The organism is Sphingomonas sp. 2378, from assembly GCF_038084995.1.
Lineage (GTDB): Bacteria > Pseudomonadota > Alphaproteobacteria > Sphingomonadales > Sphingomonadaceae > Sphingomonas.
Map to the genome: position 1 here is coordinate 1 of NZ_JAXCMJ010000027.1, position 19,118 is coordinate 19,118.

Annotated in this window: 16 protein-coding genes; 8 read left to right on the top strand and 8 right to left on the bottom strand. The window is 67.0% G+C overall.

Translation table 11 applies throughout. The annotated features are described in order from the left end of the window. Positions 1-157 precede the first annotated feature (157 nt). The gene (locus SM191_RS13140) at positions 158-484 is read left to right on the top strand and encodes an antibiotic biosynthesis monooxygenase family protein (protein WP_341506593.1); all 327 of its coding nucleotides are present in this window, start codon (positions 158-160) and stop codon (positions 482-484) included. 214 nt (positions 485-698) lie between these two features. Here SM191_RS13140 and SM191_RS13145 read toward each other — a convergent pair whose 3' ends face one another. Next, positions 699-2,990 (bottom strand): CDC48 family AAA ATPase, encoded by a 2,292-nt coding sequence (locus tag SM191_RS13145; protein ID WP_341506594.1) that lies wholly within the window; start codon positions 2,988-2,990, stop codon positions 699-701. A 260-nt stretch (positions 2,991-3,250) separates the two neighbouring features. Here SM191_RS13145 and SM191_RS13150 point away from each other — a divergent pair, with 260 nt between their 5' ends. Next, positions 3,251-4,141: a LysR substrate-binding domain-containing protein gene (locus tag SM191_RS13150; protein ID WP_267435728.1), complete on the top strand. Its 891-nt coding sequence runs from the start codon at positions 3,251-3,253 to the stop codon at positions 4,139-4,141. Between the two features lie 253 nt (positions 4,142-4,394). On the opposite strand, the gene rpmG is transcribed toward SM191_RS13150, so the two are convergent. Next, positions 4,395-4,562 (bottom strand): 50S ribosomal protein L33, encoded by a 168-nt coding sequence (rpmG, locus tag SM191_RS13155; protein WP_007407030.1) that lies wholly within the window; start codon positions 4,560-4,562, stop codon positions 4,395-4,397. Between the two features lie 197 nt (positions 4,563-4,759). Here rpmG and SM191_RS13160 point away from each other — a divergent pair, with 197 nt between their 5' ends. The 3 genes from SM191_RS13160 (at position 4,760) to SM191_RS13170 (ending at position 6,261) form a co-directional block, all read left to right on the top strand. Next, positions 4,760-5,095: a hypothetical protein gene (locus SM191_RS13160; protein WP_267435729.1), complete on the top strand. Its 336-nt coding sequence runs from the start codon at positions 4,760-4,762 to the stop codon at positions 5,093-5,095. Beyond that, the gene (locus SM191_RS13165) at positions 5,095-5,664 is read left to right on the top strand and encodes a hypothetical protein (protein WP_341506595.1); all 570 of its coding nucleotides are present in this window, start codon (positions 5,095-5,097) and stop codon (positions 5,662-5,664) included. The genes SM191_RS13160 and SM191_RS13165 overlap by 1 nt, the downstream gene beginning before the upstream one ends. A 99-nt stretch (positions 5,665-5,763) precedes the next feature. Continuing rightward, the gene (locus SM191_RS13170; RefSeq protein ID WP_373461705.1) at positions 5,764-6,261 is read left to right on the top strand and encodes a Dps family protein; all 498 of its coding nucleotides are present in this window, start codon (positions 5,764-5,766) and stop codon (positions 6,259-6,261) included. Positions 6,262-6,324: 63 nt separating this feature from the next. Here the strand turns inward: SM191_RS13170 and SM191_RS13175 are convergent, their stop codons facing one another. Next, positions 6,325-8,121: a hypothetical protein gene (locus SM191_RS13175; protein WP_341506596.1), complete on the bottom strand. Its 1,797-nt coding sequence runs from the start codon at positions 8,119-8,121 to the stop codon at positions 6,325-6,327. A 253-nt stretch (positions 8,122-8,374) separates the two neighbouring features. Between SM191_RS13175 and SM191_RS13180 the strand changes: the two genes are divergently transcribed. Both SM191_RS13180 and SM191_RS13185 read left to right on the top strand, forming a co-directional pair. Continuing rightward, complete coding sequence (locus tag SM191_RS13180) at positions 8,375-8,560, top strand: DUF1328 domain-containing protein (RefSeq protein ID WP_341506597.1); 186 nt, start codon at positions 8,375-8,377, stop codon at positions 8,558-8,560. A 7-nt stretch (positions 8,561-8,567) separates the two neighbouring features. Then, on the top strand, positions 8,568-10,160 hold the full coding sequence (locus SM191_RS13185; RefSeq protein WP_341506598.1) for a cisplatin damage response ATP-dependent DNA ligase: 1,593 nt from the start codon (positions 8,568-8,570) through the stop codon (positions 10,158-10,160). A gap of 135 nt (positions 10,161-10,295) precedes the next feature. On the opposite strand, the gene murA is transcribed toward SM191_RS13185, so the two are convergent. After that, positions 10,296-11,576, bottom strand: a complete 1,281-nt coding sequence (gene murA / locus SM191_RS13190) for a UDP-N-acetylglucosamine 1-carboxyvinyltransferase (RefSeq protein ID WP_341506599.1) — start codon at positions 11,574-11,576, stop codon at positions 10,296-10,298. Between the two features lie 191 nt (positions 11,577-11,767). On the opposite strand from murA, the gene SM191_RS13195 reads away from it, so the two are divergent. Further along, positions 11,768-12,502, top strand: a complete 735-nt coding sequence (locus SM191_RS13195; RefSeq protein WP_341506600.1) for a Crp/Fnr family transcriptional regulator — start codon at positions 11,768-11,770, stop codon at positions 12,500-12,502. Positions 12,503-12,533: 31 nt separating this feature from the next. Here the strand turns inward: SM191_RS13195 and clpS are convergent, their stop codons facing one another. The 4 genes from clpS to SM191_RS13215 form a co-directional block, all read right to left on the bottom strand. After that, positions 12,534-12,890 carry an ATP-dependent Clp protease adapter ClpS gene (clpS, locus tag SM191_RS13200; protein WP_261268654.1) on the bottom strand — a complete coding sequence of 119 codons (357 nt, stop codon included), beginning with the start codon at positions 12,888-12,890 and terminating at the stop codon, positions 12,534-12,536. Positions 12,891-13,023: 133 nt separating this feature from the next. Beyond that, positions 13,024-16,320: an error-prone DNA polymerase gene (locus tag SM191_RS13205; RefSeq protein WP_341506601.1), complete on the bottom strand. Its 3,297-nt coding sequence runs from the start codon at positions 16,318-16,320 to the stop codon at positions 13,024-13,026. 494 nt (positions 16,321-16,814) lie between these two features. Then, on the bottom strand, positions 16,815-18,368 hold the full coding sequence (locus tag SM191_RS13210) for a Y-family DNA polymerase (protein ID WP_341506602.1): 1,554 nt from the start codon (positions 18,366-18,368) through the stop codon (positions 16,815-16,817). Continuing rightward, positions 18,259-19,020 carry a hypothetical protein gene (locus tag SM191_RS13215; protein ID WP_341506603.1) on the bottom strand — a complete coding sequence of 254 codons (762 nt, stop codon included), beginning with the start codon at positions 19,018-19,020 and terminating at the stop codon, positions 18,259-18,261. Before SM191_RS13215 ends, SM191_RS13210 begins: the two co-directional genes overlap by 110 nt. Positions 19,021-19,118: the final 98 nt, after the last annotated feature.

Genomic DNA, 19,118 nt, shown 5'->3' on the forward strand with positions numbered 1-19,118 from the left:
CCACCAGCAATCGCTGCTCGACCATCACCATGCCCTCCTGCCCGCACAGTGAATCACTCAACCATCCTCATTGCCAGACGTTTCGCAGAGGAATCCTTTAAGGAGACGGTCTCTACTTCCAGTTGGATGAAGAAACGGGGGGCACGTCAGAGCAAGCATGGACCGGACGGGGCAGATCGCGGTGATTTTCCTGTCGCAGCGGACGGATAACGATGCGGCGGGCTATGCCGAAGCGGCGGAGGCAATGGACCGGCTGGCGGCGACGCAATCGGGCTATTGCGGCGTGGACAGCGTGCGCGGGGCGGACGGCTTCGGGATCACCGTCAGCTGGTGGGCGGATGAAGAGAGCGCGGTGGCGTGGCGGGCGCATCCGGAGCATGCCGCGATCCGCGAGCGGGGGCGGACGGAGTGGTATTCGCGATATGAGGTCGCGGTGGCAGAGGTGGGGCGGCGTTATGCGTGGTCATTGAGCGGGGAGATTTGAACAAGCCGCTTCCACAAGCACGCCCCTCCCGCAAGTGAGTTTCAGGTCGGGCATGCCCCCGGCATGACCTAAACGATGCGGGGCATCGTTTACCTGAAACTGGGATGGGGGAGGGAAAGGAGTCTCACCGAGACCGTCGCCCGTGGCTCCGCCCCCACCCCAAACGCCTCCCCCCTGCCGGGAGGAGGGGCTTAAGAAGGAAGGGGCTTCCCTCTCACGGCATCTTATCCCCCCTCGGCGTCAACATACCGGGCGCGATGAAGCCGATCGGCTGGATCGCCGCCGCGTCCTGCTTCAGCTTCGCCGCGATCTGTTCGTAATCGCGCTCCATCTCCGGCGTGACGCTCGCCCGCGCCTCGGTCAGCGCTTCGTCGAAGGCCGCCATGTTCACCTCGGTCGCGCTCAGCGACTCGCGCAGCGCGATCAGGCCCGCCCGGCGGACCACATCGCCCAGGTCCGCGCCGGTGAAGCGGTCGGTCCGCGCCGCCACATCGTCCAGATCGACATCCGGGGCGAGCGGCATCTTCGCGGTCTGGATACCCAGGATGCGCCGCCGCCCCGCCTTGTCCGGCACGCCGACATAGATGAGTTCGTCGAACCGTCCCGGCCGCAACAGCGCCGGATCGACCAGATTGGGCCGGTTGGTCGCGCCGATCACCACGACCGACTGCAACTCCTCCAGCCCGTCCATCTCGGCGAGGATGGTGTTCACCACCCGCTCGGTCACCTGCGGCTCGCCCAGCCCGCCGCCGCGCGCGGGCACCAGCGAGTCGAGTTCATCGATGAAGATCACCGTCGGCGCGACCTGGCGCGCGCGGGCGAACAGCTTGGTGATCTGCTGCTCGCTCTCGCCATACCATTTGGACAGGAGATCGCTCGACTTGGTGGCGATGAAATTGGCCTGCGCCTCCCGCGCTACCGCCTTGGCCAGCAAGGTCTTGCCGGTGCCGGGCGGGCCATAGAGCAGGAAGCCCTTGGCCGGGCGAATGCCGAGGCGCCGGAACGCATCCGGGTCCTTGAGCGGCAGTTCGACGCCTTCCTTCAGCTTCATCTGCGCGGTGTCGAGGCCGCCGACATCGTCCCAGCGGACGGTCGGCGCCTGCACCATCACCTCGCGCATCGCGGAAGGCTGGACACGCTTCAGCGCCTCCATGAAGTCCTCGCGCGTCACCGACAGCGTGTCGAGTACCTCGGCCGGGATGGTCCGCTCCTCCAGGTTCAGGCGCGGCATGATCCGCCGCACCGCCTCGATCGCCGCCTCACGGGTCAGCGCGGCCAGGTCCGCGCCGACAAATCCGAAGGTGGTGCGCGCCAGTTCGGCCAGATCCACCTTGTCGCCCAGCGGCATGCCGCGCGTGTGGATGCCCAGTATCTCGCGCCGCCCGCGTTCGTCGGGCACGCCGACCACGATCTCGCGATCGAACCGACCCGGCCGACGCAGCGCCTCGTCGATCGCCTCGGGCCGGTTGGTCGCGGCGATGATGACCAGATTCGCGCGCGACTCCAGCCCGTCCATCAGGGTCAGCAACTGCGCGACCAACCGCTTCTCCGCCTCGCCCTGCACCCGGTCGCGCTTGGGGGCGATCGAGTCGATCTCGTCGATGAAGACGATCGAGGGGGCGGATTTGGTCGCCTCCTCGAAAATCTCGCGGAGGCGCTGTTCCGACTCGCCATAGGCCGAGCCCATGATCTCCGGCCCGTTGATCAGGAAGAATTGCGCGTCCGATTCATTGGCGACGGCGCGGGCGAGCCGCGTCTTGCCGGTGCCGGGCGGCCCGTGGAGCAGCACGCCCTTGGGAGGCTCGACGCCGAGCCGCTCGAACAATTCCGGATAACGCAGCGGCAGCTCGACCATCTCGCGCAACTGGTCGATGGTCGAGGCCATGCCACCGATATCGTCATAGGTGACGTCGGCACGCCGGGCTTCGCGTGGCTCCTCATATTCGGGACGCAGTTCGACCTCGGTATTCTCGTCGATATGGACCACGCCCTTGGGGCTGGCCGCGACCACCGCGAGTCGGATTTCCTGAAGCGCATAGGCGGGCGCGTTCATGAACTGCGCCACGCCCGGCGGCATGTTGGTGACCCGCTGCTGCCCCGCCGTCGCCACCACATCGCCCTGACAGAGCGGGCGGTTGAAGAAGGTGCGCTTCAGCGCCTGGGCCGATCCCTGAAGCCGCAGATTTTCCTGCGCGGGGGCGAAGACGACGCGCGTCGCGGGCTTGGATTCGACGCGCCGCACCTCGACGAAATCGCCCGAGCCGACGCCCGCATTGGCGCGCTGCAACCCGTCGATGCGCAGCAGGTCGAGCCCTTCGTCCTCCGGGTAAGGCGCGACGGCGCGCGCGGGCGTGGCCTGCTTGCCGACGATCTCCACGACATCGCCCTCGGTGATGCCGAGCGCCGCCATCAGGCTGCGCGGGACATGGGCCAGGCCGCGCCCGGAATCCTCGGGGCGGCTATTGGCCACCTGTATCTTGCGGGTCGGCGCGTCGCTGTCGGCCATGATCGTCCCTTGGCAAAGTGTCTGAACACGAAAGCGTGGGACTTGGGGGCGGGTTCCGGTCCGCGAAAGACCGGGGAGCCAGGCGGAGGCAAAAAAAAGGGCCGATCGAAACGACCAGCCCGGAAAGTTTTTAGGAGAGGATGCCTGAAAGGCCCGTTCCTTTTGCAGCGCGAAACATTATGTTGCAAGTGCGAAAAGCTTGGCTATGATTGCAGTTTATGCAATCCTCTGACCAATAGGTCAACGAGTACAGGTGCGACATGCGCAGGCTTCCCCCGCTCGGTGCGATCGAGGCATTTGTTCAGGTGGTCCGCCTGGGCTCCATCAAGGCGGCGGCGGAGGAACTGGCGCTGTCCGCCCCGGCGCTCAGCCGCCGGGTGCAGACGCTCGAACGCTTCGTCGGCAAGCCGCTCTTCGCCAGGCGGCACCAGGCGATGGTGCCCAATGAGGACGGCGAGACGCTGATGGAGCAGATCGCCCCGCTGCTCGACCAATTGTCCGACGCGGTGGAGGCGATGACCAGCGGTCAGGAAGTGCTGCGCCTGCGCCTGGGCGTCTTGCCGCTCTATGCGGCGCAGCGGCTGTTCCCGCATATGGGGCTGTTGCGCGCGGCGCATCCCGAACTGCATCTCGACATCGATACCGCCGGGCACGGCATCGCGCGGCTGGGCGAAGGACTGGACGCGGTCATCGCGCTGGGGCGCGACATCGATCCGTCGCTCTATGCCAAGCGGCTGGATTTCAACAAAGTCTATGTCATCGGCGCCAAAAGGCTGATCGAGGGGCCGAATCCCCTGCTCCATCCCGAGCAGATGAACGGGATGACCGCGCTGCTGCACCGCGAAATGCCCGACGCCTTCACCGCCTGGTGCCAGGCGGCGGGGCTGACCAATATCAAGCCCAAGGCGATCGACTTCTTCGATTCCGGTGGCCTGATGCTGGAGGCGGTGGCGCAGGGGCTGGGCGTCGCCTTCATGCATGCCAGCCATTTCGAACACGCCCATGACCCGCGCCTGGTGCGGCTGTTCGATATCGAGGTGGACAGCCCGTACAGCCACTGGTTCGTCTGTCGCCCGCGTGCGCTTCAGCAGAAGTCGGTGAAGCTGTTCCACGACTGGTTGATCCGGACGCTGTATCCGGCGGCGGCGTAGAGGCTACCACCTTCAACCTTTCGGAAAAGCCGACACATCCGCCACAAGCACGCCCCTCCCGCTTGCGGGAGGGGATGGGGGAGGGAAAGCCACAAGCCGGGTCGCCCGTGGCAAGGGCCCTACCCCAATCCCCTCCCGCCTGCGGGAGGGGGAGCAGAAACCCAACGACAAAAAGCCGCGCGTCCTTGACAGGACGGCGGCTTCACGCCTTCAAGTCCTTCGCGGGGCGCCGGGACAGGCGCCCGACGGCGAATTACTTGATCTTGGCTTCCTTGAACTCGACATGCTTGCGCACGACCGGGTCGTACTTGTTGAAGCTCAGCTTCTCGGTCTTGGTGCGCGGGTTCTTCTTCGTGACGTAAAAGAAGCCGGTATCAGCCGAGCTGACGAGCTTGATCTTGACGGTGGTCGGCTTGGCCATGACCTGGTTCCTGTATGCGTGAAAAAGCGAAAGCGGCAGCCGGAGCCGCCGCTATATAAGGGCGGCGCATGGCCCAACCGGCCCGCCGAGTCAAGTATGACGCCGATTTAAGCCCCTCTTTACGCCTATGGCGCTATATCGGCAGGTTCAAACAGCCCATGACGCGGCATGCGTGCGGGGCCGGGGGGCATGAAACGATGAGTCAGGGCGAATCGCCCGACCGGGACACGGCGGCGGAGATACGGGATCAGCTTTGGGCCCGGATCGCCGCGCTCGACGTGCGCGCGCCCTATACCCCGGCCGCCGATCTGCTGGGCGGTATCGAGGCCATTCGCCAGCTTGCCCATGCCCATGGCCTGGCCCCGGCGGTGACGGTGACCCACTTCATCGACCGGGCGCTGATGCGCGGCGACGGGCCGGTGCCCGTCCATGGCTGGTTCGCGATGCTGACCGAGGCGGTCGCCAGCGAACGACAGGATCTGGAGGCCGCCAACCGATTCGCGGAAGCCTGTTCGGTGCGACTGGCGGCCTGATGGACGCCTTCATGCTGGTCTTGGTCGCGACCCTGGCGGGACAGACCGGCGGACGATTGAGCCTGTTGGCGGCGCAACTGGTGGACCGAAGCGGAAAGACGCCGACGGTGCTGGCCGGATTGATGCTGGCGCAGGCGGCGCTGGCCGCCGGGGCGATCCGGATTGGCATCCTGCTCGCCCCGCAATTCACGCCGGAGACGCATGGCCTGTTGCTGGCGATCGCGCTGGTCGTAACGGGAATCGGGATGATGGGGCGCATACCCCGGCCCACCCACCCTTATGGGCGGCCCCGGCTGGGCGCGTTCGGGGGAGCGGTGATCTTCGGCGGTGCGATCCTGTTCGCCGATTCGGGGTTGTTGGTCGTGGCGGCGGCCGCCGCGCGGTCGCCCCTGCCCTGGGCCGCCCTGCCCGGCACGGTGATCGGCCTGTCGGGTGCGATGCTGCCCGCGATGCTGATGGGCGAGCGAGCATGGCGTCGCCTGCCGTTGCGTGCCATCCGCCTGGCATTGGGGGCGATCATGGTGCTGACCGGTGTGGTGATCGGACTGTCGGTGAAAGAACTGATCTAGAGCATCGATCACTGAGGCCAGGCTTTGTACATGGACGCGGCGGAGCTATTTCGTCATCGGATCGTTTACGCAACGATTCCAGACAGCGGGAGCATGTCCATGTCCGATACCAATCCGGCGCTCGATACGCCAACCGATCTGAACCGCAACGCGACCGCCAGCGTCGCCGATGCGCTGAACGGCGCGCTGGCCGACTGCTATGCACTGTACCTGAAGACCAAGAATTTCCACTGGCACGTCTCAGGCCCGCATTTTCGCGACTATCACCTGATGCTCGACGATCAGGCGACTCAGATACTGGGCGTGACCGACGCCATCGCCGAGCGGGTGCGCAAGACCGGCAACGTCACGCTGCGCTCGATCGGCGACATCGCGCGCCGCCAGACGATCGTCGACAATGACCGCGACTTCGTGTCCGCTGCCGACATGCTGGTCGAGCTGCGCGACGACAATCTGAAGCTGGTCGAACGTTTCCGCACGGTGAAGGACGCCGCCGAGGAGGCCAAGGACAATGCCACCAGCGGCATCGTCGACGAATGGACCGACCAGGCCGAGGAACGCGCCTGGTTCCTGTTCGAGGCGGGCCGCAAGGGCTGAGGGTTCGAGCCGGTCGATAGAGGAAAGGCCCCGGGCGAAAGTCGGGGCCTTTTTCTATGCGGATCAGATCGGAAGCGAGGATTTCCCGTCCCGCATCCACAATTCGGTCTTGGTCAGCACATCGAGCTGCCCCGCGTCGCGCCGTGCGACGATATGGTCGATCAGCCCCCGGAACTTCGCCGGATCGGTCTGCCCGGCCGCGTTCTCGGCAAGGCCATGGATGTAGAATTCCGAGGTTTCGCCCCGCAATATGGTCAGGTCGATATCGGCCTTCAGCTGTTCCAGGCTTTGATTCGACGTGGCGTTGGCGGGCGCCAGGATGCCGCCGCGATCGGGAATGCCGAAGCGTGACAGCCAGCTTCCCCGTCCCTGCGTCGTCCGCGCCATCTTGTATCCGGCGGCCTTCAGCGCGAGCGGCAGCTTGGTATAGGAAAACTCGCTCGACAGGTCGTTGAAGTTGAACGCCTTGACCTGCGCGACGACCTCGGTGCTGAGCGTGATCTGGGTCGCGCTGTCCACGCTGACCACGGTCGTTCCGGTGGGCACGTTATAGCCACCGACGAACATTCCGGGTCGAATCCCCGTCGTGTCCGACATGGTGGCGATGCGCGTACCATAGGTCCTGGCGGAGAAGGTGCGCGGCCGGGTGGGGCTGACATGGTAGCGGCCATTGGGATAGCAGCAGAAGTCGTTGCCGCGCGGCATTCCATTGGCCTGCGCCCAGTCGCGCACCTTTTGCAGGTCCGCCAAGGCCGCCGCCACCGTCGGATGGTCGGTCATCAGAATGTCGTCATAGCTGCCGTTCAGATAACAGTCCCAACCCGCGTCATACATTTCGCGAAGCTGGGCGAGCGTCATCCTGTTCTGCCCGCCGATCAGGCCGGGGGCGACGTGGAAACCGCCCTTGACGTTGCGCGCCCGCATATAGGGGAAGGCCTCGGTATATTGGGTGCGCAATATGTCGTCGAAGCCGATGACGATGGTCGGGCGCCCACCGGCCCGCGCCACCAGCGCGTCTACGCCAATGCGGGGCGCGTCGGGCACCTGCGTCGTCACGCTGTTCGCCATGCCGAATCGCCCGGCACCCGCACTTTGCAGCCCCACGATCTCGCTGGAATGGACCGAGCCCCACATCGTGCCGAAGAACAGCGGCTGCGGCGTCTGATAGAGCGGCGCCAGAAGCGGCTCCGGCGCGCGAAACTCCTGCCCGTCCCGCGACAATGTCAAGTCGAACCCGGTGGCGGTGCCATAGATCGGGTCCCATCCCAGGTCGACGAACTGCGCGATGGTGCCGAACCGGACAGGATCGTGATAGCCGATGTCGGACTTGCGCAACCCCGGCCCGCCCAGGCGCGATCCGGTTCCCTGCATCTCCACCGCGGCGCTGCCCTGCGCCAGGGCCGAACGACTGCTGAGCAGGGCCTCGTTGGTGGCGGTGAATCCGCCCGCCGTGTCGAAACCTTCGAGCAGTACGGGAATGTCGAGCACCACCGCCAGCGCCGCAGCCACGCTGCGCTGTCCGTTCATCGTGCCCACCGCGACCAGGCGCGTGCCGATGTCCTCCGCCGTCGCGACATAGGTGACCCCCGACGCACCCGCGATCGCCGTGCGCGTCCGATCGGGCGTCAGCGTTTCCCGAAACCATTGAACCCCGGTCAGCCCCTGCGGCGCGGAATAGGTCTGTCCGACCGACCCATCCTTGGTCGCCAGCATATAGAGCGGCGTGTCGACCGGAGAGGGCGATGGCGATGGTGACGGCGTAGGGGTCGGCTGCGACGGAGATTCATTCCCGCCTTCGACCACGCAGCCAGCGCATGAAAAGGCGGCCGCACCGATCAGGAATTGGCGCCGAGTTGTCATGGATATTCCCCCGTGAGCAGATGGTCACTGCCCCCTCCCATCAAATGATGCACCAGATCAGGACAGGGAGGCAATGCTGCAACTGCGTAATATGCCGGTGCGATACCGCTATGGGACAGATAATATGCCCTTTTTCGGATTCAGGGGCACGCCGCGTCCGCATCCCTGGTCCCGCACCTCATCCGCGCATCGGTAATCGGAACACCAACCCGTCTGGCCTGTTGATCCCCCATCAGATCGGAAGGATTCCCCCATGCTCAAACTCGCCATCACATTCCTCGTCATCGGACTGATCCTGGGCGCGCTCGGCTTCGGGGGAGTCGGCGGGGCGTTCGTCGGGATCGCCAAGATCCTGTTATTCATCGCGATCGCGTTGTTCGTGATCTTCCTGGTGCTGGGGCTGATCGCGGGCAAATCGGTGAAGAACGCGATCGACTGACCCGCATATGCGGGACTTTGCGGGCTTGCTCGATGCGTTGATCTATACGCGGTCGCGCAACGCCAAGCTGAAACTGGTCGCGGATTACCTTGCCGCCACGCCCGATCCCGACCGGGGTTGGGCGATGGCGGCGTTGACGGGCGATCTCGACCTGCCCGGCGTCAAGCCCGCGCTTATCCGCGCGCTGATCGAGCAGCGGGTGGACCCCGTCCTCTTCCGCATGAGCCGCGACTATGTCGGCGATACGGCGGAGACGGTCGCCCTGCTGTGGCCCGCGCCCGACCGGCCGCTCGATCCCGAACCGCTGTCGGTGAGTGCGGTGGTCGAGCGGTTGCGGCATCTGTCGCGATCCGACGCGCCCGCCGTGCTGGCCGACATGCTCGACCGATCGAACGCGGAGGAGCGGTTCGCGCTGTTGAAGATGGCGACCGGCGGCCTGCGTATCGGCCTGTCGGCACGACTCGCCAAGACCGCGTTTGCCCAACATTTCGGCCTGGATGTCGAGGCGGTGGAAGAGGTCTGGCACGGCCTTTCGCCCCCCTATGCCGAACTCTTCGCCTGGGGCGAGGGCACGGGCGCGCAGCCGACGCCCGCGGATGTGCCGGTCTTCCGCCCCTTCATGCTCGCCCATCCGCTGGAGGATCTGCGGGTCGACCTGACCGACTATGCCGCCGAGTGGAAATGGGACGGCATCCGCGTCCAGATCGTCCATGTCGCGGGGCAGACCCGACTCTATAGCCGCACCGGCGATGACGTGACCCACGCCTTTCCCGATGTCGCCAGCGCCTTCGATGCGGTGGGGGCGGTGGATGGCGAGTTGCTGGTCAAGGGCGAGCATCAGGGCGGCACGCTGGAGGATGGCGGCGGCGCGGCCAGTTTCAACGCGCTTCAGCAAAGACTGGGGCGCAAGATGGTATCGGCCAGGATGCTCGCCGATTATCCCGCCTTCGTCCGGCTCTACGACATTCTCGTGGACGGGACGGAGGATGTCCGCCCCCTGCCCTGGACCGAGCGGCGCAAGAGGCTGGAGGCATTCGCGGCGAAGCTCGATCCCGAGCGGTTCGACGTCAGCGCGGTGATCGAGGCGGAGGATTTCACCGCCCTGGAGGCCTTGCGCGCCACCGCCCGCGATGCCGCGATCGAGGGGGTGATGCTCAAGCGCCGCGACTCGCCGTACAGCGGCGGGCGGCGCGTCGGCCTGTGGTACAAGTGGAAGCGCGATCCGCTGACCGCCGATTGCGTGATGATGTACGCCCAGCGCGGCAATGGCAGGCGTTCGAGCTATTATAGCGACTATACCTTTGGCTGCTGGACCGAGGAGGGCGAGTTGCTCCCGGTCGGCAAGGCCTATTCGGGAATCACCGATGAGGAATTGCGACAGCTCGATCGGTTCGTTCGCGCGCACACGCTCCAGCGCTTCGGACCGGTCCGCGAGGTGGAGAAGACGCTGGTGCTGGAGATCGCGTTCGATTCGATCCACGAATCGAAGCGGCACAAATCGGGGGTCGCGATGCGCTTCCCCCGGATCGCCCGCATCCGCACCGACAAGCCCGCCGCCGAGGCCGATCGGGTGGAGACGTTGAAGCGGCTGGTGACATGAACATCCTCCCCTGTACGGGGAGGGGGACCACCGCAAAGCGGTGGTGGAGGGGGATCGCCATCAGGGACGCCCTATGAGGAAGCCCCCCTCCGTCAGGCCTTCGGCCTGCCACCTCCCCGTATCGGGGAGGATTGGTCAGTCGCCGACGCGCTCGATATCCGCGCCGACCGCCGACAGCTTTTCCTCCAAGCGCTCGTAGCCGCGATCGAGGTGGTAGACGCGGCTGACCGAGGTTTCGCCCTCGGCCGCCAGGCCCGCCAGGATCAGGCTCATCGAGGCCCGCAGGTCGGTCGCCATCACCGGCGCGCCGGTCAGCCGCTCGACGCCCTTCACCATCGCGGTGCGGCCATGGACCTGAATATCCGCGCCCATCCGCGCAAGTTCGGGCACGTGCATGTACCGATTCTCGAAGATCGTCTCGGTCAGGGTGCTGGTGCCCTCGGCCTTGCACAGCATCGCCATGAACTGCGCCTGCATGTCGGTGGCGAAGCCCGGATAGGGCGCGGTCGACAGCGTCAGCGGCTGGAGCGGGCCGTTGGCGGCGACGCGGATCGAGTCGCGGCCTTCCTCGACCGTCACGCCCGCCTCGACCAGAGCGGCCAGCGTCGCGCGCATATCCTCGGCACAGGCACCCACCAGCTCCAGATCGCCGCCGGTGATCGCGGCGGCACAGGCGTAGGAGCCCGCCTCGATCCGGTCGGGCATCACCGAATAGGTCGCGCCGTGCAGCCGTTCGACACCCTCGATGGTCAGCGTCTCGGTGCCGACCCCGTCGATCCGCGCGCCCATCGCGATCAGCAACCGGCACAGATCCACGATCTCGGGCTCGCGCGCCGCATTGCCCAATACCGACGTGCCCTTGGCGGTGACGGCGGCCATCAGCGCGTTTTCGGTCGCGCCGACCGACACGACGGGGAAGGTATAGCGTCCGCCCGACAACCGGCCGCCGGGCGCGCTGGCCTTCACATAGCCGGCGGTCAGTTCGATCTCCGCGCCCAGCGCCTCCAGCGCCTTCAGGTGCAGGTCGATCGGACGGTTGCCGATCGCGCAGCCGCCGGGCAGCGACACCCGTGCCTCGCCCATCCGCGCCAGGATCGGGCCGAGCACCAGGATCGACGCGCGCATCTTGCGCACGATGTCATAGGGCGCCTCGGTCGAGAAAAGCTGGCCCGCGCGGATCGTCATGACCCGGCCGAAATCTTCCGGACGCGTCCCCTCGATCCGCGTCGAGGCGCCGATCTGGTTGAGCAGATGGCCGAACCCGTCGACATCGGCCAGACGCGGCAGGTTGCGCAGCGTGACCGGCTCGTCGGTCAGGATCGCGCAGGGCATCAGGGTGAGCGCGGCGTTCTTCGCGCCCGAGATCTTCAGGCGACCCGACAGCCGGTTGCCGCCGCGAATGAGGATACGGTCCATAGATTCCGCTCCCTAGCGGACCCGCGCGCCACCGCCAAGGGTCGGACATCGCCGAATCGCATGCGAATCGTCACGCCAGTGCAGGATTGTTGCCGATTGTTACGCGGTCAAAGCACTGGTTGATCGATATTAATGCAGGTTCATATCCTCCGTGGCTAAGGCACTTTTCCCAGTCGGGGGATGGAGTGTCAGTGTCAAATTTCGGCCTTGCTGATCGCCTGAACAAATGGGTCGACCTGACCCCGGCCGAGCGCGACGCGCTGTCGCGGATGGAAGACAAGCCACGATCGATACGGCGCGGCCTGGTCCTGATGAACGAGCGGTCCCGTACCGAGGAATTGTCCATCGTGCTGCAGGGCATGTTGATGTGCTATGTCCTGCTCGACGACGGCAGCCGCCAGATCGTACGCTTCCTGTTTCCGGGCGACCTCTTCGCCATGTCCACCCTGGTCTATGGCCGGTCGCCCGATACGATCGTCGCGGTGTCGAACGCGGTGGTGTGTTCCTTCGACCGGTCGCACATGACCCGGCTGGCGACCGATCACCCCCGCCTGTTCAGCCTGATCCTGGTGCTCAACCAGATCGAACGGGTCGTCACCACCGATCGGCTGGCCGGGCTGGGCCGCACCGCGGCCCGGGCGCGGGTGGCGACGCTGCTGCTGTCGCTACGCGGCCAGATGCGCCAGGCGGGGATGACCGTCGGCACATCCTTCACGCCGGGGCTGACCCAGGAGGAGATGGGCGACGCGATCGGGCTGACCGCCGTGCATGTGAACCGGATGCTCCGCCTGCTGGAGGATGAAGGCCTCATCAAGCGCGAGGGCGGTCGGGTGTTCCTGCTGGACGAAGAGCGGCTGGTGCAGGAGTCGGGCTATATCGACCGCTTCGCCGGGCTGGACCTCAGCTGGTTGCCGCCCGCGCGCTGATCCTCCCCGATACGAGGAGGAACGGCGCGCTTCACGCCTTTTCGAGCGTACACTGCAACGGGTGCTGGTTGGCGCGGGCGAAGTCGATCACCTGCGCCACCTTGGTCTCGGCGACTTCGTAGGAGAAGACGCCGCACACCCCTACGCCGCGCTGATGGACATGCAGCATCACGCGGGTCGCGTCGTCCATGCTCATCCGGAAAAAGCGCTGGAGGCACAGCACGACGAATTCCATCGGCGTGTAGTCGTCGTTGAGCATCAGGACGCGGTACGGCGTCGGCTGCTTGGTACGCGTCCGGGTGCGAGTCGCGACGCCCAGACCGTTGCCGTCGTCATCCCCATGGTCGGGGCCCTGGCCGGGCCCACGCCCCGGCCCATTGCCGGTCATTCCCAGAGGATGGGTGAAAAGGTCGCTGTTCAGGGCCATGATGGTGTAAAATATGGCATGGCGGGGGGTGCGCACAAGTCCCCCGGGATAAGGCCATCGCAGAAATCGCCATGCCCGCCCCCCAATTCCCCGCTCAATGGAAATCCCGCGAACGGGGCAGCAGCCGGACGTCGCGCGGATGCACCCCGCGCTGGGCGGGGGCTCCGCGCGGATCGTGCGAGCGGGTCGGCGCGGCGGGAACATCCTCCAGCCGGGCCAGCATCGCGCTGCGATCCTCGACCCCGGCGGTTATCACATGCACCACCCCCTCTTCGCTGCGCTGGACGACGCCGTGGATCAGCATCAGCCGCGACGCCATCACCGCCCGCCGGTTCGCCTCGAAATCGCGGGCCCAGAGCAGCGCGTTGACGATCCCCGTCTCGTCCTCGATCGTGACGAAGATCGCATTGCCCTTGCCGGGCCGCTGGCGGACCAGCACCACCCCCGCCACCTTCACCCGCCGCCCGTCGCGCAAATTCCCGATATCGGCGGCGGACAGCACCCCCTCCGCCGCCAGTTCGCTACGCAGGAAGGCCATGGGATGGCCCTTCAGCGACAGGCGGGTGACACGGTAATCCGCCGTCACCTGCTCCGATGGTGACATGGGCGGCAGGGTCACGGGCGGCTCGGCGGCCATTTCGGGGGCCTCCATCGCGGCGAACAAAGGCAGTTGCGCCGACTTCATCCGCCGCGCCTCCCACTGCCCCTCGCGCCGCCCGCGCCCCAGCGAGCGATAGGCATCCGCCTGTGCCAGCAGATCGAGCGCGCGGCGGGGGAGGTGCCCCCGGATCGCGACCGACTCGATCGTCTCATAGGGCGCGTGGGTGGCGATCGCCTCGCCCCAGCCTTCCCGAAACCCGTCGACCTGCCGAAAACCCAGCCGTAGCGCGAGCGCGCCGTCCTCCCGCCGCTCCAGCCGATTGTCCCAGCCGCTGAAATTCACATCGACCGGCCGCACCTCGACCCGGCCATTCTCACGCGCGTCGCGAACCAGTTGCGCGGGGGCGTAGAATCCCATCGGCTGGGCATTGAGCAGCGCGCAGGTGAAGATCGCGGGCTGGTGGCATTTCAACCAGGCCGAGACATAGACCAGCCGCGCGAAGGACAGCGCGTGGCTTTCGGGAAAGCCATAGGAGCCGAAACCCTCGATCTGCTTGAAACAGCGTTCGGCGAAGTCGGGTTCATAGCCCCGCCGGACCATGCCGCCGACCATCTTCTCGCGCAGATTCTGGATGGTGCCGACATTGCGGAACGTCGCCATGGCACGGCGGAGCTGGTTGGCTTCGTCGGGCGTGAATCCGGCCGCCGTGATGGCCAGCTTCATCGCCTGTTCCTGGAACAAGGGCACGCCATAGGTCTTGTGGAGCAACTGGTACAACTCGTCCGCCGGGCCATGTTTGGGAGACGGAAAGCTGACCGCCTCCTTCTTCGCCCGGCGGCGGAGATAGGGGTGGACCATGTCGCCCTCGATCGGCCCCGGCCGGACGATCGCCACCTGCACGACCAGATCGTAGAATTCGCGCGGCTTCAGCCGGGGCAGCATGTTGATCTGTGCGCGGCTTTCCACCTGGAACACGCCGATGCTGTCGCCCTTTTGCAGCATCCGGTAAACGCGGTCGTCCTCGTCCTGCGCCAGATCGTCGAGGGTCGGGCGCGCGAAGCCGTTCGCGTCCATCAGGTCGAACGCCTTGCGGATGCAGGTCAGCATGCCCAGCGCAAGGATATCGACCTTCATGATCTTCAGTTCGTCGATATCGTCCTTATCCCATTCGATGAAGGTCCGCCCCTCCATCGCGCCGTTATGGATCGGCACCGTCTCGTCGAGGCGCCCCTGAGTCAGCACGAAGCCGCCGACATGCTGCGACAGATGGCGCGGCGCGCCCAGCAGCCGGTCGACCAGGGTGCGGAGCCGGGCGATCTCCGGGTTATCGGGGGAAAAGCCGGTTTCGTGGAAACGCTTCTCCTCGAACTGCTTGGAAAAGCTGCCCCAGACGGTGCTGGTCAGCCTTTGCGTCACATCCTCGCTCAGCCCCAGCGCGCGCCCGACCTCGCGCACCGTGCTGCGCGGGCGGTAATGGATGACGGTCGCGGCGATGGCGGCGCGGTGGCGGCCATAGCGGTTGTAGATATACTGGATCACCTCCTCGCGCCGCTCATGCTCGAAATCGATGTCGATATCGGGCGGCTCTCCCCGTTCCGCCGAGACGAAGCGGGAGAAGAGCAGGTCGTAACGGGTCGGATCGACCGAGGTGACGTGCAATATCCAGCATACCGCCGAATTGGCCGCCGACCCCCGCCCCTGGCAGAGAATGGGCGGATCCAGGCTGCGTGCGTATCGCACCACGTCGTGCACGGTCAGGAAATAATGGGCGTATCCGCATTGGCGGATCAGCGCGAGTTCCTTGTCCAGCAGGGTGCGTAATTGGGCCGGAACGCCATCCGGATAGCGCACCGCCGCTTCCCGCCGGACCAGTTCCTCCAGCCAGTCCTGCGCCTCCCAACCCTCGGCCACCGGCTCATGGGGATATTCGTAGGACAGATGCTCCAGACGAAATGCGATCCGGTCGAGGATCGCGATGCTCTGCGCCACCGCCTCCGGTCGATCGGCGAACAGCCGCACCATCTCGGCGGCGGGCTTCAGATGCCGCTCCGCATTCGCCGCCAGCCGCCGTCCGGCACTGCGGATGGTCAGTCCTTCGCGGATACAGGTCAGTATATCCTGTACCGGTCGGTCGGCGGGCGTGGCGAACAGCGCGTCGGTGGCCGCCAGCAGCGGCACACCCCGCCCCTCCGCCAGCGCCGCCCAGGCCGCCAGCCGCCGCCGGTCCGCGCCCGATCGCGGCATGGTGACGCCCAGCCAGACCCGCCCCGGCGCGACCGCCACCAACCGATCGAGCGTCGCCGCCAGCCCCGGATCGGCACGGTGCGGGGGCAGCATCGCCTCCGGCATCGGCTCGCAGGGGCGAGCGGAGGATTGGGGTAGCGCGATCAGCAGCAGATCATCGGCATGGCGGATCAGGTCGCCCAGCCCCAGGATGCAGCCGCCCTTTTTCGCCCGCTTGTTGCCCAGTGTGAGCAACCGGGTCAGCCGCCCCCACCCGCGACGATCGATCGGATAGGCGACGATGTCCGGCGTGCCGTCGGCAAAGACCAGCCGTGCGCCGACGACGAGTTCGAAGGACGGCATTCGCTCGCCCAGTTCCTCGCGGATTTCCCGCAAGGCCCGATGCGCACGGACCACCCCCGCCACGGTGTTGCGGTCGGCGATGCCCAAGCCGTCCAGCCCCAGGACAATGGCCCGCTTGACCATGTCCTCCGCCGGGCTCGCACCGTCCAGGAAGGAGTAATGTGTCGCCGCGACCAGCTCGGCGAAGCGGGGCTGGGCAGACACTTAACCCCTTCCTCCCCTGTGAGGATTCCTCTGCGAAAGTCGGGACGCCGCCCATGAACATCGACCACCCCGGCGGAGGCCGGGGTCCAGTTGGGAAGCGATGAGAGGCATTTATAATCGTCCCGCAACTGGATCCCGGCCTTCGCCGGGATGGTGCTGGCGAGAGTTTTGCTGAGGAATCCTGTAAGGGGAGGGGGACCATGCGCAGCATGGTGGAGGCGTGTCCTCGCCAGCGAGGATCGGGAACCCCGCGACCGGGGACACCCCTCCGTCAGGGCTTCGCCCTGCCACCTCCCCTTGCAGGATTCCTCTGCGAAAGTCGGGACGCCGCCCATGGACATCGACCACCCCGGCGGAGGCCGGGGTCCAGTTGGGAAGCGATGAGAGGCATTTACAAGCGTCCCGCAACTGGATCCTGGCCTTCGCCGGGATGGTGCTGGCGGGAGTTTTGCAGAGGAATCCTTGCAGGGGAGGAATAGGGGAACGCTGCACCGTCACGCGAACAGGCCGTGCACATACCAGCGGGGCCGCTCGGTCTCGCTGTAGAGGCCGTGACGGAAGATCCAGAAGCGCCGCCCGCGCACATCCTCGACCCGGTAATAGTCGCGCGTGGGCGGCGTCATGTCCGCCCGCCGCCACCATTCGCCCGTGATCCGCTCGGGCCCTTCGGCGCGCGCCACGTCATGCAGTTTCCGCCGCCAGCGAAAGCGCGCAGGCGGTCCATCCGGCGTCTCGGCGGCCAGCGACTCGATCGGCTGGGGCGGGTCGAACAGGTGGATGGGCCGCAGCGGCGGCTCGCCCGGTTCGGGTCGGGACCATTCGGCGCAGGGCGCATCCTGCGTCGCGGGCAGCAGCAACTCGGCTTGTTCGGGAATATGGCTGTCGCGCGGATGGATTCGCCGCACCCTCTCGCGCCCCAGTCGCGTGCCCAACCGGTCGATCAGCGCCGCCACCGCCTCCGACTTGGCCTCTCCCCCCTCCAGCCGCAACTGGACCGCGTCCAGCTTCTCCGCCAACCCCACGTCCAATCGGATCAGGTCGTACCCGAAACCGGGGTCGAGCGGATCGGCCAGCGCCTCGATCCGCTCGCGGAACAGCCGCAGCAGCACCGTCGGATCGCGGGTCGGCTGCCCCGTCTCGACGCGCAGGCCCTGCACCTCGCCATCCGCACGGAACAGCCGCGCGTCCCAGCGCCGGCCGCCCTCATGCCGCTCCTCCAGCGCGCGTGCCGCCTCCCCCGCCAGGTCCTCCAGCACCGCCAGCATATGCTCGGTCCTGGCCACCGGCTCGGCAAAGCGGCGCTCCACCGCGATCGGGGCGGCCACCACGCGCGGGGTCAGCGGGCTCTCCTCCTCGCCGGTCAGCCGCCGCAGCGCCGTTGCCGCCTCGCGCCCGAAACGCGCCGCGATCGCCGCCATCGGTCGCGCCAGCACGTCGCCGACCGACTTCAACCCCGCCGCGACCAGCGCCGCCGTCGCATCCGCGTCCAGTTCCAGCGCGGCCACGGACAAGCGGCGGATCGCCCCCATCTCGTCCGGAGCCGGGGCACCCGCATGACGCGCCAGCGCCCGCGCCGCCTCGGGGGTGTCGCCATAAGCCAGCCGCACGGTGATCCCGCGCCTGGCCATCCGCGTCTCGATATCCTCGGCCAGCCCGCGCTCGCCGCCGAACAGGTGATCCGCCCCCGCGCTGTCCAGCACCAGTCCCTGTGGCGGGTCGAGCGCCACGGCCGGGCTGTAACGCCGTGCCCCCTCCGCCAGCCGCTCCAGCCAGTCGGCATCGGCGGCGGGATCGTGCGGGAACACCTCGATCTCCGGCACCCGCGCCCGCGCATCGGCGAGCGTCAGCCCGACCGACAGCCCCGCCGCCACCGCCTCCTTATCCAGCGCGGCGATCCGAATCGCGCCGCCGACCGATTCGGCAAAGGCGATCGGCGCGTCATCGCGCGCGACGAACAGATGCGGGCGGCGGGCCCGCAGCCGCTCGATCGGCAACCAGGGGAAGACGAGCGCCAGATAGCGGCGCGGGATCGAAGCTTTGCGTGTCACGGTTCCACTCCACGCGCCAACGGGCACCGGCGGGCCCTCCCCGTCGGCGCAGCAATTCCAGGTCATAGGCGGGGGCGCCCGGCGCATCGGCGGCCAGCGCGCGCGACGGGGCGGGCGCGACCGACCAGCGGGTCGCGGCGGCACTCGGCACCGCCTGACCGCCGACACGCAGCAGGATCATCAGCACGCCCGAGGCTTCGGCGGACAGCATCAACCGGCGCGAGGCGGTCAGGTCATAGCCCCGCATCGCCCCCCAGCCCTCCGCGATCACCGTGCCCAGCCCAGGACAGCGCGCGCCATCCGCCGCCGCGCGCAGCAATGCGGCATCGTCGGCGACCACCACCACGACCAGATCGGCGGGGTCCAGCCCCATCGCGACCAGCCCCGGCCCATGGAGTCGCCCGCCTTCCCTCTCGGCGGATTCGGTGCGCAGCCACAGCAACGGTCGCGCCGCCGCCGCCAGCACGCATCCCATGGCAAAGCCCGCGCCGCTGGCCGCCTCCTCTTGGGAAAGAGCATGAATCTCATGAAGTTGCGCCCGTGCCAGCCGGGGCAGACCATCCTCCGCCATCCCCTCCGCCCCGCGCGCCGCCTCGCTCGCCAAAGCGGCGGCGCGGCGCAGTCGGTCGATCAGGGCGAAGGGCTCCTCCATATTTGTTCTTGTAATGTTCTCAACAAGAAGCCGCCAGTCGGAAAAATTCTAAAAAAAGGGCTTGCCGGTTCGAAAACCCACATCTATTAGCGCGCCTC

Coding starts and splice junctions, on each gene's coding strand:
- SM191_RS13140 (WP_341506593.1), top strand. CDS start 158: ATGGACCGGACGGGGCAGATCGCGGTGATTTTCCTGTCGCAGCGGACG.
- SM191_RS13145 (WP_341506594.1), bottom strand. CDS start 2,990: ATGGCCGACAGCGACGCGCCGACCCGCAAGATACAGGTGGCCAATAGC.
- SM191_RS13150 (WP_267435728.1), top strand. CDS start 3,251: ATGCGCAGGCTTCCCCCGCTCGGTGCGATCGAGGCATTTGTTCAGGTG.
- rpmG (WP_007407030.1), bottom strand. CDS start 4,562: ATGGCCAAGCCGACCACCGTCAAGATCAAGCTCGTCAGCTCGGCTGAT.
- SM191_RS13160 (WP_267435729.1), top strand. CDS start 4,760: ATGAGTCAGGGCGAATCGCCCGACCGGGACACGGCGGCGGAGATACGG.
- SM191_RS13165 (WP_341506595.1), top strand. CDS start 5,095: ATGGACGCCTTCATGCTGGTCTTGGTCGCGACCCTGGCGGGACAGACC.
- SM191_RS13170 (WP_373461705.1), top strand. CDS start 5,764: ATGTCCGATACCAATCCGGCGCTCGATACGCCAACCGATCTGAACCGC.
- SM191_RS13175 (WP_341506596.1), bottom strand. CDS start 8,121: ATGACAACTCGGCGCCAATTCCTGATCGGTGCGGCCGCCTTTTCATGC.
- SM191_RS13180 (WP_341506597.1), top strand. CDS start 8,375: ATGCTCAAACTCGCCATCACATTCCTCGTCATCGGACTGATCCTGGGC.
- SM191_RS13185 (WP_341506598.1), top strand. CDS start 8,568: ATGCGGGACTTTGCGGGCTTGCTCGATGCGTTGATCTATACGCGGTCG.
- murA (WP_341506599.1), bottom strand. CDS start 11,576: ATGGACCGTATCCTCATTCGCGGCGGCAACCGGCTGTCGGGTCGCCTG.
- clpS (WP_261268654.1), bottom strand. CDS start 12,890: ATGACCGGCAATGGGCCGGGGCGTGGGCCCGGCCAGGGCCCCGACCAT.
- SM191_RS13215 (WP_341506603.1), bottom strand. CDS start 19,020: ATGGAGGAGCCCTTCGCCCTGATCGACCGACTGCGCCGCGCCGCCGCT.